The 12,245-nt window shown below is 44.5% G+C and carries 13 protein-coding genes and 3 tRNA genes; 11 read left to right on the forward strand and 5 right to left on the reverse strand.

Features of this window, described 5'->3' with window-relative positions; translation table 11 throughout:
• Positions 1–5 precede the first annotated feature (5 nt).
• Entirely contained in the window at positions 6–638 is a 633-nt protein-coding gene (locus LN341_RS05790) for a bifunctional 4-hydroxy-2-oxoglutarate aldolase/2-dehydro-3-deoxy-phosphogluconate aldolase (RefSeq protein ID WP_234204340.1), read from the forward strand.
• A 59-nt stretch (positions 639–697) separates the two neighbouring features.
• Here LN341_RS05790 and LN341_RS05795 read toward each other — a convergent pair whose 3' ends face one another.
• Positions 698–1,450, reverse strand: coding sequence for a hypothetical protein (locus LN341_RS05795; RefSeq protein WP_234204341.1), 753 nt, complete (start codon positions 1,448–1,450; stop codon positions 698–700).
• A 376-nt stretch (positions 1,451–1,826) separates the two neighbouring features.
• Between LN341_RS05795 and LN341_RS05800 the strand changes: the two genes are divergently transcribed.
• From LN341_RS05800 to LN341_RS05810, 3 genes are all read left to right on the forward strand, one after another.
• A tRNA-Cys gene (locus LN341_RS05800) sits at positions 1,827–1,900 on the forward strand.
• Positions 1,901–1,903: 3 nt separating this feature from the next.
• Positions 1,904–1,979: transfer RNA gene (locus LN341_RS05805), tRNA-Gly, on the forward strand.
• Positions 1,980–2,049: 70 nt separating this feature from the next.
• Positions 2,050–2,136, forward strand: a tRNA-Leu gene (locus tag LN341_RS05810).
• Between the two features lie 615 nt (positions 2,137–2,751).
• Here the strand turns inward: LN341_RS05810 and LN341_RS05815 are convergent.
• The 4 genes from LN341_RS05815 to LN341_RS05830 form a co-directional block, all read right to left on the reverse strand.
• A protein-coding gene (locus tag LN341_RS05815) for an IS3 family transposase (RefSeq protein WP_234204911.1) occupies positions 2,752–3,863 on the reverse strand; the annotation gives its coding sequence in 2 pieces (ribosomal slippage) (positions 2,752–3,611 and positions 3,611–3,863; 1,113 coding nt in all).
• A 302-nt stretch (positions 3,864–4,165) separates the two neighbouring features.
• On the reverse strand, positions 4,166–4,774 hold the full coding sequence (locus LN341_RS05820; protein ID WP_234204342.1) for a MarC family protein: 609 nt from the start codon (positions 4,772–4,774) through the stop codon (positions 4,166–4,168).
• Positions 4,775–4,909: 135 nt separating this feature from the next.
• The gene (locus LN341_RS05825) at positions 4,910–5,353 is read right to left on the reverse strand and encodes a phosphate-starvation-inducible PsiE family protein (RefSeq protein ID WP_120510478.1); all 444 of its coding nucleotides are present in this window, start codon (positions 5,351–5,353) and stop codon (positions 4,910–4,912) included.
• A 35-nt stretch (positions 5,354–5,388) separates the two neighbouring features.
• Positions 5,389–6,324, reverse strand: coding sequence for a universal stress protein (locus LN341_RS05830; protein WP_120510479.1), 936 nt, complete (start codon positions 6,322–6,324; stop codon positions 5,389–5,391).
• Between the two features lie 139 nt (positions 6,325–6,463).
• On the opposite strand from LN341_RS05830, the gene LN341_RS05835 reads away from it, so the two are divergent.
• The 7 genes from LN341_RS05835 (at position 6,464) to LN341_RS05860 (ending at position 12,229) form a co-directional block, all read left to right on the forward strand.
• Positions 6,464–7,393, forward strand: coding sequence for a LysR family transcriptional regulator (locus LN341_RS05835; protein ID WP_234204343.1), 930 nt, complete (start codon positions 6,464–6,466; stop codon positions 7,391–7,393).
• Positions 7,394–7,639: 246 nt separating this feature from the next.
• Positions 7,640–8,029, forward strand: a complete 390-nt coding sequence (locus LN341_RS05840; RefSeq protein WP_234204344.1) for a hypothetical protein — start codon at positions 7,640–7,642, stop codon at positions 8,027–8,029.
• Between the two features lie 178 nt (positions 8,030–8,207).
• Entirely contained in the window at positions 8,208–8,444 is a 237-nt protein-coding gene (locus tag LN341_RS05845; protein ID WP_234204345.1) for a hypothetical protein, read from the forward strand.
• A 53-nt stretch (positions 8,445–8,497) separates the two neighbouring features.
• On the forward strand, positions 8,498–8,629 hold the full coding sequence (locus LN341_RS21765; RefSeq protein ID WP_255783069.1) for a hypothetical protein: 132 nt from the start codon (positions 8,498–8,500) through the stop codon (positions 8,627–8,629).
• 8 nt (positions 8,630–8,637) lie between these two features.
• On the forward strand, positions 8,638–9,006 hold the full coding sequence (locus tag LN341_RS05850) for a hypothetical protein (RefSeq protein ID WP_234204347.1): 369 nt from the start codon (positions 8,638–8,640) through the stop codon (positions 9,004–9,006).
• A gap of 498 nt (positions 9,007–9,504) precedes the next feature.
• Positions 9,505–10,125: a DUF1449 domain-containing protein gene (locus LN341_RS05855; RefSeq protein WP_234204348.1), complete on the forward strand. Its 621-nt coding sequence runs from the start codon at positions 9,505–9,507 to the stop codon at positions 10,123–10,125.
• Positions 10,126–10,141: 16 nt separating this feature from the next.
• A complete protein-coding gene (locus LN341_RS05860; RefSeq protein ID WP_234204350.1) occupies positions 10,142–12,229 on the forward strand; it encodes a peptidase in 2,088 nt (695 codons plus the stop codon).
• Positions 12,230–12,245: the final 16 nt, after the last annotated feature.

Here is a 12,245-nt window from a genome sequence, read left to right on the forward strand (position 1 = left end):
AGTTAATGTCTCAATCCCTGATTGAAAAACTGAAACAATTTAAAGTCATTCCTGTTATCCAAATCAACCGTGTTGAGCAGGCCGTCCCTCTGGCGAAAACCCTGGTTGAAAATGGTCTGCCTGTCGCTGAAGTGACTTTCCGGACCGATGCTGCGGCAGAAGCGATCCGGTTGATGCATGAAGCGTATCCGTCGCTGTGTATTGGTGCCGGCACTGTGTTGAATGCCGAGCAGGTTGATCGCGCGCAGGAAGCCGGCGCAGAATTTATTGTTGCACCAGGACTGAATCCAAACACGGTTCGCTATTGTCAGGAGAAAGGCATTGCTGTGGTGCCGGGCGTGAATAACCCAAGCCAGATTGAACAGGCGCTGGAGCTGGGGCTGAATTTCCTGAAGTTCTTCCCGGCAGAAGCGTCAGGTGGCATCAATATGGTGAAATCTCTACTGGCACCTTACGTTGATGTCAGCCTGATGCCTACCGGCGGGATCAGCAAAGCGAACGTTCGCGATTACCTGGCCGTTGACCGTGTACTGTGCTGTGGCGGAACCTGGATGGTTTCTCCTGCGCTGATCGACAACGGCGACTGGGATGAAATCGGTCGTCTGGTGCGCGAAGCCGTCGAGCTGGTTCGCGACTAAGACAACATTCCTATCTTGTTTGAGTTGTTTGCCACCCTAATCGGGTGGCTTTTTTGTTGTTATGTTGCCGACCCAGATGGATGAAAACGACACTGTGTCAGGTGCCCTCTGGCATCAAACACCAGGGCTAAATTATCTGTCCGGTTCTGGGAGAACTGTGCCATGCAGGCGTTTTTTGCCAGTTGTGTCTGGCTGTGCTCGCCGGTACTGATAACCACATCGATGCCCTGAATGGCTTGCAGCAAGTCCGGTGAAACACTGGCCGGATACTGGCTTAATAAAATAATGTTTTTGATGCCTTTTATCTGAAGACGGTCGACACTGTTACGCAGCAACTCAAGATCCTGTTCCTGTAAGCTGTCAGTTTGATCATGATACGGATTAATTAACGCCAGATAAGCCACCCGCGTATTGCCATACCAGCGAATAAGCGCATCTGCCCGGCCTTTATAACGGTTATAGGCATAGACACCTGTCTCGCTCTGCTTCAGACCAAAATCAATGTTGCTTGCCAATACCGGATAATTTGCCTGTGGCAGCAGGTTTACCGAATCCTTGTATTCTCGCGCCTCAGAGGTAATAGCCGTGATATAAGAAAACGGCTGACGCTCCACATTCGGATTTTGCGCGGAATAAAAGGTGATGCCTTCGCTGCTCGGCAGGGTAACCTGATCAAGATCAGCCTGGCTCGGCGAAGGTGGCAACTGGGTCAGAAAGCGAACCTGCAGATGAGCGCTATCCTGCAGGTCGGGCGTACAGCCTGCCAGTAAGGAATACATCAGAGAGAATAGGCAAAAGATGTAACGGCGCATAACAATATCGGAATGTGATCTGGGTCGCTATTTTCTGCTTTTTGCAAAGAAATGACAAGGGGCCAGGTGACAGGGTGTAATAGCCGGTGGCAGAAAAATCGGTAAATGAGCAAAAAACCAGGCGACTGTTTTTACCTGTAAAAGGGGCTAACTCCCTCTTATAGCGCTGAAAACTCAGCCTGTGCTCATAGGCTACCGGGCAAAAAACGAGAAGAAAAACCCGTTTTGAACGCAAAATAATCACTCAGTTCAAAATGATGAATTTTGCAGTTGACTCGATCTCTCCATTGCGTAGAATGCATCCCGTACCGCAACGGAGGTTAACGACGAAGCGGTCATGGTAGTAAACAATAACCAAATTGGTTTATCAGTTTAAGGCGCGTTGGCAGAGTGGCTATGCAGCGGATTGCAAATCCGTGGACCTCGGTTCGACTCCGGGACGCGCCTCCATTTGCGACACTAGCTCAGTTGGTAGAGCGCAACCTTGCCAAGGTTGAGGTCACGAGTTCGAACCTCGTGTGTCGCTCCAAATTTTAAATCACAACGATAACTTTCGGTGTGAAAGATGGTGTCTGACCCATCGCAATCCAGAATTGCGTGCCCTGGTGGTGAAATTGGTAGACACAAGGGATTTAAAATCCCTCGACGTTCGCGTTGTGCCGGTTCAAGTCCGGCCCGGGGCACCATCAAAATCAACGGCTTACAGGCTAGCGCTTGTAAGCCGTTTTTCTTTTCCGAATGTTTTCCGAATATCTTTTCCGAATATAAATCAGCCTGTCTGCTCGGGCACATTAGCTTTGCTCATGGTTTTGACGATCTGAATCCTGCGATCATAAGTGGCAACCTGACGTTCAGTTTTATGGCCGGAGAATGCCTGTTTCTCTTTTGAGCTGCCTTCATAATCACTGATGTCTCTTCATATTCCTTTACCGCCTTGTTCATTCTGCAGACCACACCTTAATTTGTTTTACACCCGTTTTGCCTTGTTCTAAAAAATGCCTTCTTCGCGCAGTTCGCTTTTCGTTAAATTCAACACGTCACAGCAACAAGCTGTTGCTTCGCAGCTTGGGTTAGGGGGCATGCATGCTTTAACGTCCGCTGAGCTATGCTGGTGGGCCGTTCGCATGAAGTGTATCCACACTTGCCCGAAGCTTCATGGATGACATTTTCAAGCGGGAGGAAGCACACAAGCGAGTTGGACTTGGGGCCAAACGCTCAACCAATGCCAGATACACCGAACTGACGGCTGATGTTGTTGAAAGATTGGAAAATTCCACGACCTGTTTGTAACCCTCCCTACTTTAATGGCAGCCTAAATTAGAGTTTTTCCTGCTTTCGTACCTTGCTAAGTATTCCCACGGGGTCAGATCATCCAGGGCATCATGAGGGCGTTCATCGTTATATTCCTTCATCCATTGTTCGGTTAACTCTCGAACTTCACTCAGCGTTTTAAAAACGTACATATCGAGAAGTTCTGTGCGATAGGTTCGATTAAAGCGCTCAATATATGAGTTCTCAGTGGGTTTTCCTGGTCGAATAAATTCAAGTTCAACTCGATTTTCTTCGGCCCATTCGGCTAACGCTGTGGAGATAAATTCTGGACCATTATCCATCCTGAGTTTGCCGGGCATCCCGCGCCACGCTGTGATACGCTCCAAAACCCGGATGACTCTTGGGGCTGGTAAATTTAAGTCCACTTCGATGGCTAACACTTCGCGGTTAAAATCATCGACAACATTAAACGTACGAAAACGTCTGCCGCAAGCCAGAGCGTCACTCATAAAATCAATCGACCAACAGCCGTTCACCCCGTCAGGACGTGCCAGCGGGACTGGCTCCCGTTTCGGTAACCGCTTTTTTCCTTTGCGCCTCATATTGAGCTTGAGTGAGCAGTAAACACGGTAAACGCGCTTGTGGTTCCATGGATATCCCCAGCGTCTGAGAACTTTAAATAACTTGCCAAAACCATAAGCAGGATATCGCTCTACGGCTTCTTGCAACTTGGCGATGACCTCATCATCTCGATGAGGGTCTGGTTGATATCGATAGACAGAATCACTGATGCCAACTGCGCGGCAGGCCATTCTGAGACTGACCCGAAATTGCTGACGAACATACTCCACGAGTTCGCGTTTAACCGCTGGCTTTACAGCTTTTTTTCCAGAATATCTTTCACAATACGATGCTCAAGGCTGAGGTCAGCGAACATCTGCTTGAGTCGGCGATTTTCATCTTCAAGCTCTTTCAGCCGCTTCACATCGGACGCTTCCATACCACCATATTTCGATTTCCAGTTGTAATAGGTAGCGTCAGAGATACCGTATTCACGACAGACTTCGTTGACCTTACGGCCAGCCTCCACTTCCTTCAGGATCTTCACGATCTGTGTTTCTGTGTAGCGTGATTTTTTCATCATGCGTTCTCCGTTTATTTCAGTGTAAACGGAAAAGCTCTAATTACTAGCGACATGTTTTTCGGGGAGGGTTACATGTTCACCTGCCTATGCTGCTGGTCAATGAACATCAGAAGTTCCACCACAAAGCCAGGGAACAGCAGCATGGCCCGCAGTTGGGGTATGTGAAAGAAACAATAAAAAAGCTTTACAGGTTGGAGCCGTTGTATGAATCAACTAGGTTGAGTGGGCTGATACTTTCTGAGTTTTTAGGCTGTTGCTATGTTTTTTTGGGTTGAATAATTTAAAGAGCGCATTATTTACTAAATTCCAAAATATGTCTCTATTCCTGATAATAGATTCGTCATCGCAACAGATGCAAGGATTAATCCCATCACTCTACTGATAACTGTTGCACCACTTAGGCCGATGATTTTATTTATTTTTCCAGCTAAAATCATCATTATAAATGTGATGAAAAGGACTGTAAGTAGCACAATAAATGTTTGAGCTTGTTCAATAAAGCTGAAGCGCGCATTTTCAGTTAACAGTACTGCGGTAAGCATTGCACCTGGACTGGCAATTGATGGGACGGCTAAAGGGAATATGGCTCTCTCGTGATGATCAGTAACTAACCGTATTTCTTCATCAGGCTTACTTTCACCAAATATCATTGTGAGTGAAAAAATGAATAGAACTATACCTCCAGAGATTTGAAATGCTGAAAGCGGTATCGACATGACTGTTAAAATAAATTCTCCAGCCAGAATAAAAAACAAGAGAATTCCTGCTGCTGCAATTGTAGCATTGATAGCAATCCGTAATTTTAATTTATCATCAATCTGACGTGTCGCAGCGATAAAAACTGGAATCGTTCCTATTGGATCTACAACAGCAAAGAATGCGATAAAAGTAGCAAAAATATCAATCATGGCATATTCCAACATATTGGGGTCGGACTATTTTTTTGTTTAAAATCACACTAATCTGAATGTCACTGAATTTGATAACAATACTACGTTTAGAGGCGATAATTTCGCCTCTGGTGAATGGGATAATTCAGGACATTAATCATCCATATGGCTTTGTCTCGGAAGTTGATGAATTAGCCAATATCCTATACTCATGCTAAGTGCTACGGCTGAAATAGCGAATAGATAAATCGCTTCCATTTGTTCCACATCAATGATAATTACTTTTCGTGAAATTGCCATTAATGCCGTTGCCATGACAATTTTGACATGGATGACATTTTCCCTAAGATAAATTGTAATGTTAATAAATATTTCTATGGCAATTAGGACTGCCATAAATGCACCAAAAGTTGCCAACATATCGGAGATCGTCAGTATATAGACTGGCGGTGTTATAATGCGTTGATAAAGTATCCAGGCTACATCAAGTACCCCCATGAAAATCACGAATACCATGAGGATAGACAACGTTCTTACCGACCAGTGAATGACTTTTTCCAATCTTTTGGATAGTTTGTCATCATTATCTATTTTCATAACGCCTCCATTAGACGTTCAACCCCCACAGATTTCTAGCCAAGCACGGGAGAGTGAAACTCATTTGGTTTAAGAGTTAAAACTGAGCAACTAAGTTGATCCAGCATTGACTCCGCTGTATTGCCTATCAGAAAACCGGCAATTCCAGCTCGAGCTAGCGACCCCATTATCACCATGTCGATAGATTCTTTATCAATAAATGATGGAATTATTTGTTTTGCATCGCCCTCTAACAGCTTTATTTTCCGCTTCACCAAGTTGTTTTCATAAGGCTTCAGTAGTGATTTCATGCGCCCAGCATGATCCTCTCTCATTTTTTTAGCCAAGAGTGCAACATCTAATTGACTGTAACCACTCCACTTGCGTAAGAAACCTTCGGTATCAAGTCGCCAAGCATGTATCAATATCAACTCAGCATCGGTCAGGGAGCAAAACTCCATGGATAATGACAAGATTTTTTCGTTGAACTGGACCTGTTCTTGATTGGATACATCGACGGCTACTCCGACTCGACGTATAGCCATTGGCTTCATGCTGCATGACCAGATTGGTATATCTGATTTGCGCATGAGATGCCGTGTAGTACTGCCATATTGGCAGGGTTTTGATTTCTTCTTTCTATGTGTATCAATAACAATCAAACTTGCCTGTACTTCATGAGCTGCTTTTATGATCTCTATAAAGGGAACACCAATCTTGATAAGTGTTGCGAACTTGATGCTTGGATATTGAGCCCGGAAGGCATGAACATGGTGTTTAAGCGACTGGTGATAGAACTTGGTCGCATTGTCCAGTAAGCCTAATGTGGTGCCAGTATAATGAGATATCTCAATGTACTCATCTAGACCTTCAATCACAGTAAGCAAGGTAACATTGGCTGAGTTTTCATTAGCAAAGTACAGAACTTCCTTAAAGGATTCATCAAGTTGCTGATCTGGTGCGATTGGAAGTAGGAGGTGGCGAAAGTTCATAGCGATTCTCCTCAATACTAGGGTGGTTAGTGTTTCTTGAGGAGGATAATGACCTAGAACAAATATTAATTATAATTAAATAAACACATGCGTTGTATAGACATTCATCTATGGGTCGATATGTTGGAGGGTGGCAGTTATGGCTCAGCACCTGAGAAACAGATTGAATAGCATTAGGCCTTTACGCGTTTTTAGTCATGTTTATGAACTCGGTTCTGTAACACTTGCAGCCCAAGCGCTCAGTCTTACTCAACCTACAGTATCAATCCAATTGAGACAGCTCACAGAAGTCATTGGCTCTCCGCTGTATCAAATGAGAGGAAAGCACATCATATTCACTGAAGCTGGGCATGCCGTGGCTCGTTACTGCCAAAGAATAACCTCTGCTACAGATGACCTAGAGTCTGAACTTGCTGATCTAGTGGATTTAAAGGCCGGCACTTTACGTGTAGCTGTTGTAACATCGGCAAAATATTTCACCCCTCACCTGTTAGGCGATTTTTGTCAAAAATACCCTTTAATAGATATCGTTCTAAAAGTTGGAAACAGAGATACTATACTGAGTCGTTACGAACAAGGTTTAGATGATGTTTACTTGTTTAGTCATCTTGAAAGTGAAATGAATGAGTCAGCGATTAGGTTTTTACCAAATTTACTTTATCCAGTGGCTCACATCGATCATCCTCTGTCACAAAAGAAAGAAATTTCAATCAATGAGTTTTTAACTTATCCGATCTTAGCAAGAGAACCAGGATCTGGAACTCGATTTGCTATTGAAAGTCATCTGAGAAAACTGAACTTATCATTTAAACCAAAGCTGGTTATAGAGAGTAATGAAGCAATTAAACACTGTGTTCTTGCAGAAATGGGACTGGCTATTCTCTCTCAGTATGCACTTTATTATGAGCCAAATGATAATATCACCTACTTACCGGTGGAAACATTTCCCATTGAAACCTACTGGCATATTGTTAAATCACCAATGAAAATTCAAACGCCGTTGTCTAAAGTTTTTACTCAGCATTTATTAGATGAGAAAATAATTTATAATAAATTGTTGTCATCATGAATTTGTGGCGATTGATGAAACTACAATAGAGTGTTTAATACATTTTCATCCTACATTTAAGTGTGTTCTCCACTAGACTATTAAGGATGATAAAGTTAATTACGCTACATTATTAAACCTTGGTTTATATTGGTGTCAGTTTGGGGTCCTACTATAGTTTTGGGATGATTTTCATTCATCCATAACTGAGGCTAGCAACATGCTTATTAAGCGCTGTTCTATTTAGCCCTAATGGAAATTTAATGCTTGACTCAATTGAAGAGTATTTTACAAGCCCAATATCCTGAGGTTAGTGTTGAGGTATACAGAGAGGTAAAAGAGATAGCATGCTCTGATTCTTCAATATTTAAATTAAACTTACTGGATGGTTTCGGGGGATGTGTAGTCCATCTGATCACGAACGATCACTCAATTGTTGACGCAATTTTAGACGCCAATTTCTCCCCACCAGAACCAATGATTTCATTCCCCGACATAAACCCGGATGAGTATGGGAGTTTACAGGGAGATATAGATTATTGGTTTACTTGGCTCTGGGTTCCCTACTGGGAGTCTTTGACACAAGATGAAAGGGCTGAGCTAAATATTACTTCTTCATGGCGGGAGTTTACAGAATTTCGAACAGAAGATGTCTAACTTTCATGCCAGAAAGATATTGTAATTTTTCAGCTATCAACTGAGTCATATATGCCTTTACTGTGAAGCCTCCTACAACAATTTCTGAACCAGGGTAGGTTTACGCAGCAACGAAAAGCATGGTTATCATCATACTGAAATTTTATCTATTCGCTTTTACTAAAGTGCTGATTTTATAATGTTTACTCCAAAATTAAGGTCATATACACGCTTTTTTATATACAGTTATTGGTGTGATTATTTGAGGGTACAGCACTCGGAAGATGATCATGGGCCTGCAACAAACATCGAAAAATGGGACATCTCAGCTGCGATTGGTATGGCGAGTGAAGGCATCCATTCTTATTATAATCAGGTGGCGGTGGCGGTGGCGGTGGCGGTGGCGGTGGCTTTGGTGCTGCTGACAGAGAAATAGACACACAAATTGATGGAGCTAATGCTCATGAATCCAGCCCGGATAACCCCTTTATGGAGAAGAAAATGGATCTTCATAACAACGATGTCGGGCTGCGTATCGGAGCAAGAGGTGGAAGTGATAGCTCTCTTTCCAATGCATGTATGGCTGCACTTCAAGGTGGCGAACTTATGATTATTCAATAGGTAGTAATATGTGGAAAAAAATTTACCTTCTAACGGCAGCACTGGTTCTTTCAGCATGCTCTGAGCAGCAAAGTAATGACGCATTTTTAGCCTTAGGTGATCAAGCATTCAGCCAGAGTGCCTGGAACGAAGCAGATGAATCAACCAGAGGGACGATGGTTTATTCTTTTCTCAAAGAATATAGCGTTACTGGAATGAAAAGCGAAACCTTGATTGATTTGCTTGGTGAGCCAACCGGGTATCATGAGTACGATCATGATCTGCCTTACCTCATTGGCGGAAATGTTCAAAGCCAGTACGGTGAAGGATACTTACTCGTTTTCTTCATCAAAGATGGCATAGTCGATGAGTATCGAACCTTTCCGGCGATTGAGTAGTTTGCTGACTTCAGCTTTCGACTTTTTGCTGAAATTGACGCATCGCTGCCAAAAAATACTAACAATGCACTCAAAAGGATCGTGCATTTCGCCCATAATCCATTTTTCACCTTCAGCGCGATTTCGCAGCAACTAAATTCCAGGCAATTTTTTTCAAACGGAAGAGTGAATTTCAGATTCGGTTTCAAACAGGCAAAGTTTGATATGGCTCCGAGAAGATAATCAGCCTGTCAGAATCACAGTAAAAATCGTGAAAACAACAGCAATAAAAGTGATAAGCACGCCTGCTTTCCGACAATATTTGATGGCGTTGTGAATTATTCATCGCCATGACGCTATGTCTCACTTTCTCCTTTTGGGCAAAATGAATTGTCGGCAAAGAAAGGGGGTGATAAATTCCAAAAACCTTGTTTAACGTTTTCTTATATACGGTCGCAAGATGTGACTGGCTTCCTGAAATAAACTGAAATTGATAATTCTATAAATTAGTTGGTGCGCATGACCATTCAAGAAATGATCTCGATATTGCTCTCTTTTCCAACGAATGTTTTTTTCATTCCCTTTGTCATCTTTTTGGTCGTGATGCTGGTGGATCTGGTATTCAACATAGTGGAAAGTGTCGCACCGGATGTTGATCTGTTTGATGCGGAGAACATTCCGGGGGCGGGTTTGATTCTGCCGCCGATTCTGTCGAAAGTGCCATTAATGGTGGCATTGTGTGTCAGCTTCTTTGTCGGGACCATTGTCTCTTTTTATCTGGCACAAGCACTGAGTGCCGTCTCTGACGCTGGTTGGATGATGGTTGTGGAAGTGGTGTCGATGCCATTGACGGCTTATCTGGCTCTGTTCATTGCTGCCTGGATGCTCAAACCTTTGGCACCATTGTTTGATAAAAAGAAAAGCTTTGCCAGGGTTGATTTTATTGGCCTGAAAGGCCGGGTTCACAGCAGCTTGGTGAACCAGAACCGGGGTGAAGTTGTCGTGCAGCATAACGGCAGCGAATTCTTACTTGATGTCCGGGTGATTGAGCCTGAGATGTCAATGGAATATGGCGATGAAGTGATCATCGTTTCTCAAAACAAAACAACAAAACATTATATAGTAGCGAAAAATAGCTAAGTATAAGGAGTTGGCTATGCAAATCTCTCCAAGCGTTATCTTTATTAGTGCTGGAGTCGGTATATTTTTACTGATTTTAATTTTTCTCACATCCAGATATAAAAAGGTTCGAGGGGAAGGTGATGCGTTGATCGTCAATGGTCTGCATGCCACCCGTGCTTCTCTGACCGGTACTTTCGTCTGGCCGGTCATTAACCAGCACGAATATATGGATATCACACGTAAGAAGATTTCTGTAATTCGTAGCGGCCGTAAAGATCAGGAAGGCGAAGAATACGAAGGTCTGCACTGCCGCGATAATATTCGTGCCGACCTGAAAGTGGATTTCTATATTGGTGTCAATCACGAAGAAGAAGATATCATTCGTGTGGCCAAGCTGTTTACCGCCCATGAAGCCTCGAATATTGAACGCCTGAAAGAACATTTCCAGCCCAAGTTTTCTGAAGCACTGAAAACAGCCGTTAAGCAGTTTGAATTTGAGGAACTGCTGACCAATCGCCGTACGTTCCGTGATGCTGTGGTTGAAGTGATCGGCAGCGAAATGGATGGCTTCAAAATCTATGACGTTGTCATTGATAAAATTGACCAGACGTCACTGGACGCGCACAGCCCGGACAATATTCTGGACGTTGAAGGTATCCGTAAGATCTCCATGATCACTGCGCAAAAGAATACGGAAACCAATGCGATTCGCCAGGATGAGCGCACAACCATCAAGAAGAAAAATGTTGAAGCCGAAGCAAACCGTTTGCAACTGGATAAGCAGGAGCAGGAGAGCATTGCGCGCGCGAAACGGGAAATCGATATTATCAAAGCGCAGGAAGAAGCCCTGTCTTCCGAGAAGCGTGAAGAATACGAACGCGTAACGCAGCTGGCGAAGCTGGAAACCGAAGAAGAAGTAGCCAAGAAACGCGAAAGTGTTCAGATGGAAGTTGAAATGACGCGCATCACCAATCAGCGTCAGGTGGCCATCCAGCAAGAAGAGCTGAACCGCGCCGTTGAAACGGAAAAAGTCCGTACCGCAACCGAAGTGGCAGAGAAAGAAATGCTCAAAGAGACCACAGTCGAAGAGTCTCTGAAAGCGGTGGCGGAAACGCGTTCTCAGCGTGTGGAAATCGAACGTAAGATTGCACGCGAAGAGGAAGAAACCGAGAACCTGCGTGTTCACGAACAAGTAAACCGTCAGAAACGCGTGACGCTCACAGAAGCAGAAGCGATGGCTGAAGCGAAACAGCTGGAATTGCTGGTGGCAGCGCGTGCTGAGAAAGACGCTGCCCGTGAGAAAGCGGAGCGTCTGCTGATTGAAAACGATGCAGCACTGAAGATAAAGACCCGTGATGCTGAAAACGCACTGGCTGTGAAGACCCGGGAAGCGGAAGCGGATCACATTGTTGCAACCAAGCGCGCTGAAGCGGAGTTTGTGGCGAAAGAGCGTGAAGCCGCAGCGAAAGAGCGGATGGCGAAAGCTGAGAAAGAAATGATCAGCTCAACCGGCCTGGCTGAGGTTGAAGTGGAGCGTGAACGCGCATTGGCGATCCGTGAAGTGGGTGAAGCAGAAGCTTACGCACTGCAAAGTGCGGGTGAAGCGGAAGCGCAGGCACTGCGTGCGAAAGGTCTGGCGGAAGCCGAAGCGCAGACTGCTCGTTTCGAAGCGGCTCAGCAGTACGATGAGCACACACGTGAGCATGATAAGTGGGTGATGAAACTACAACAGGATAAAGAGTTGGAAATCGCCCGTATCGACGCGCAGAAATCTGTGGTGGGCGAGAACGCGAAAGCGCTGGCTCAGGCCCTGGCTCAGGCGGATATCAAACTGTTTGGTGGTGAAGGCATGGAGCAAATCCGTCGTACCATTATGGATGCCGCTTCAATGGATGCAAAATTTGCCGAATCTAAAGTACTGAATCCACTGGTTTCTGAATATGTTGAAGGCCTGCGCAGCATGCCTCAGGACATTAAAGACATCCTGGAAAACACAGATCTGAAAAGCAGCGACCTGAGTAACGTTGCGCTGGCCGGTTTGCTGAATTCACAGGGCGGTGCATCAGAATTGCTGAAGAAAATTCAAAGCACACTGAGCACTCACTCAGAAGACAAACTGTAATTTACGTCAATCATCC

This window comes from Photobacterium sp. TLY01, assembly GCF_021432065.1.
GTDB lineage: Bacteria > Pseudomonadota > Gammaproteobacteria > Enterobacterales > Vibrionaceae > Photobacterium > Photobacterium halotolerans_A.

Bases quoted from the DNA above. Each gene is read 5' to 3' on its own strand.
- LN341_RS05790 (WP_234204340.1), top strand. From the start codon at position 6: ATGTCTCAATCCCTGATTGAAAAACTGAAACAATTTAAAGTCATTCCT.
- LN341_RS05795 (WP_234204341.1), bottom strand. From the start codon at position 1,450: ATGCGCCGTTACATCTTTTGCCTATTCTCTCTGATGTATTCCTTACTG.
- LN341_RS05820 (WP_234204342.1), bottom strand. From the start codon at position 4,774: ATGATTGATATTTTTGCTACTTTTATCGCATTCTTTGCTGTTGTAGAT.
- LN341_RS05825 (WP_120510478.1), bottom strand. From the start codon at position 5,353: ATGAAAATAGATAATGATGACAAACTATCCAAAAGATTGGAAAAAGTC.
- LN341_RS05830 (WP_120510479.1), bottom strand. From the start codon at position 6,324: ATGAACTTTCGCCACCTCCTACTTCCAATCGCACCAGATCAGCAACTT.
- LN341_RS05835 (WP_234204343.1), top strand. From the start codon at position 6,464: ATGGCTCAGCACCTGAGAAACAGATTGAATAGCATTAGGCCTTTACGC.
- LN341_RS05845 (WP_234204345.1), top strand. From the start codon at position 8,208: ATGTTTACTCCAAAATTAAGGTCATATACACGCTTTTTTATATACAGT.
- LN341_RS21765 (WP_255783069.1), top strand. From the start codon at position 8,498: ATGGAGAAGAAAATGGATCTTCATAACAACGATGTCGGGCTGCGTATC.
- LN341_RS05850 (WP_234204347.1), top strand. From the start codon at position 8,638: ATGTGGAAAAAAATTTACCTTCTAACGGCAGCACTGGTTCTTTCAGCA.
- LN341_RS05855 (WP_234204348.1), top strand. From the start codon at position 9,505: ATGACCATTCAAGAAATGATCTCGATATTGCTCTCTTTTCCAACGAAT.
- LN341_RS05860 (WP_234204350.1), top strand. From the start codon at position 10,142: ATGCAAATCTCTCCAAGCGTTATCTTTATTAGTGCTGGAGTCGGTATA.